The sequence below is a fragment of the Atopobacter phocae ATCC BAA-285 genome, assembly GCF_000526675.1.
Classification (GTDB): domain Bacteria; phylum Bacillota; class Bacilli; order Lactobacillales; family Aerococcaceae; genus Atopobacter; species Atopobacter phocae.
The window spans coordinates 1-2,470 of sequence record NZ_JAGN01000072.1 but is presented as its reverse complement, the minus strand read 5'-3'; the positions used below and the strand labels follow the sequence as shown (position 1 = coordinate 2,470).

The following is a 2,470-nucleotide window of genomic DNA, read 5'->3' as shown; positions in this document are numbered from 1 at the left end:
TGGCTCAGTTCTACAAGAAAGTATATCAAGTTTAACCAGTAAGAGAGTATAGAACATTGTATAGTATTTTACACAAGATTATGGACTTGACTAAAGTTTTGAACAATAAATATTAGTTAATTACATAAAAATAAACCGTGAAATGATAACGCTTCAAATAGTAAAAAAAATTATGTAAATTTTATTTTTAAATTACTTTTTTATTGATTTAAGAAGGAATTTTGTCAGTAAGCAACGTAGTAAAAATCATATATTTTTTATATGAAAGGTCTTTCATTATTAAGATGAATATGCTATTATTTATATGTGAAATATAAAACAAATTAAGGAGTGATTCTCTTGAAAAAAATGAAAGCTATTGTCGCAACACCTGAAAGACGTGCAGATGTCGTTGAAAAAGAAATTCGACCTTTAAAACATGGTGAAGCTTTATTGAAAATGATTTGCTGTGGAGTATGTCATACAGATTTACACGTAAAAAATGCAGACTTTGGTGATGTTTCAGGAATCGTTTTAGGTCATGAAGGTATTGGTGAAGTAATCGAAGTTGCCGATGACGTGACTAGTTTAAAAGTGGGAGATCGCTCGAGTGTAGCATGGTTCTTTGAAGGTTGTGGACATTGCGAATATTGTACAACTGGCCGTGAAACACTTTGTCGTGAAGTGAAAAATGCGGGTTATACTGCAGATGGTGGTATGGCGGAATACTGTATCGTTACAGCAGACTATTCTGTTAAAGTTCCTGAAGGACTTGACTCAGCACCAGCAAGTTCAATTACTTGTGCAGGTGTAACATGTTATAAAGCGATTAAAGAAGCTAACTTAATACCAGGACAATGGATTGTTATTTCAGGTTTAGGTGGGCTAGGTAATTTAGCTGTTCAATATGCTAAAAAAGTTTTCAACTTGAAAGTAATTGGTGTGGATATTAACGAAAAACAATTGGAATTTGCTAAAGAATCTGGAGCAGATTTAGTTATTAATCCATTAAATGAAGATGTAGAAGCAGTTATTCAAGAAAAAGTTGGAGGCGCCCATGGAGCAGTTGTTACAGCAGTTGCTCGTACAGCGTTTAATCAAGCGGTAGGGTCTGTAAGAGCAGGTGCTACGATTGTAGCGGTAGGTTTACCACCTGAATCAATGGATTTATCAATTCCACGTTTAGTATTAGATGGAATTAGTGTTAAAGGTTCATTAGTAGGTACACGCCAAGACTTAGCTGAAGCATTCCAAGCAGGTGCTGAAGGAAAAGTTGTTCCAACATGTCAATTACGTCCAATGGAAGATATTGAAGATATTTTTGAAGAAATGGAACAAGGAAAAATTAAAGGTCGTATGGTTATTGAATTTTAATCAAGTAGACTATCATATTTATTAAATAAAAAATAGATGATAAGAGAGACTGGGACAAAAGGTCTCTAATAATAAAAATAAGAGAATCATTTATACGACATTCGTCGCCCGTAATGATTCTCTTATTTATTTTGAATAATTTTTGCGTCTTTTTTATATTATTAGCCATTAGGACTAATTCCATCTCTTTTTTTACTCGAAGATGACAACGAGTGTAACCCAAATAAGCTTTTATCTGACCAAAAACAGGCTCTAAATCTATTTTTCTTTTTGAAAATAGTTTTCGTCCTTTTGGAGATAAAAGTTTTTCTTTTACCTTTTTTAAGTTGTTCATAATGTACGTTATAATAGAGTGCTTTTGGAGGTGCAATCTCAGGTTGTGCTACTTTAAATACATCCACTGTTTTTTCGTGCGTACTTGTATTTCTTTTTTTCGAGGTTTAGGCATAAAGATATTTCATACCATTCGGATAGATAAACCAGCGTTTTTTTATCTTTTTTCAAATTTTTGAGATTAAATAAATTTTTTACTCTGTTCTTTGTCATATGTGCCATACTTAATCAGATATTGGAGCAAATAAGTTAAGTTTTTTCGCTACCATATCTTACAGCTGCAATAATTGTTTTAAATGAGAAGGGACACGATTCAATAAATGGAATAAACGTTCTTGTATCTGTTGAATCAGGAAAAAAACATAGTGTAGAATGAATTGATTTTCAGTAGCGATTTATAAGTTATAACCTCCTTTTAATTGGCCATTCATCATATGGTCATCTTTCATCCGCATAAACGTGGCGTCGTGGTCAGTTTAAAAAAACTATTGCGATTTTTAAGAATATCCAAGTAATTTTTATATTGGATGAGTCGAGGTAAAAAATCAAGTGATACACGTCTATGTTTTTTTAAAATCGTCTTCTACGTGTTTTTCGAGCATCCAATCCTCGAACGGATTGATTTTCAATTGACTGATTGATCGTTTCAATATTTTTTTAAATTCTACTAAAAAATGATGAAGTAACGGTTCATCGATTGATTCCATTTGCTCTTCTTTGATTCCTAAATCAACTAACGGTTGTATTTTTTCGATAAAGTCCATATAATTGTGTAAAAGATAAA

Annotated in this window: 3 protein-coding genes; 1 reads left to right on the top strand and 2 read right to left on the bottom strand. The window is 32.2% G+C overall.

The window, feature by feature from the left end; all coding sequences use genetic code 11:
* Positions 1–348: 348 nt before the first annotated feature.
* Entirely contained in the window at positions 349–1,353 is a 1,005-nt protein-coding gene (adhP, locus tag L866_RS0108095; protein ID WP_025730875.1) for an alcohol dehydrogenase AdhP, read from the top strand.
* Here adhP and L866_RS09885 read toward each other — a convergent pair.
* Both L866_RS09885 and L866_RS09585 read right to left on the bottom strand, forming a co-directional pair.
* On the bottom strand, positions 1,340–1,687 hold the full coding sequence (locus tag L866_RS09885; protein ID WP_025730873.1) for a transposase: 348 nt from the start codon (positions 1,685–1,687) through the stop codon (positions 1,340–1,342). The two genes, adhP and L866_RS09885, sit on opposite strands and share 14 nt — an antisense overlap.
* 559 nt (positions 1,688–2,246) lie before the next feature.
* Positions 2,247–2,450: a hypothetical protein gene (locus L866_RS09585; RefSeq protein WP_169729082.1), complete on the bottom strand. Its 204-nt coding sequence runs from the start codon at positions 2,448–2,450 to the stop codon at positions 2,247–2,249.
* Positions 2,451–2,470 lie beyond the last annotated feature (20 nt).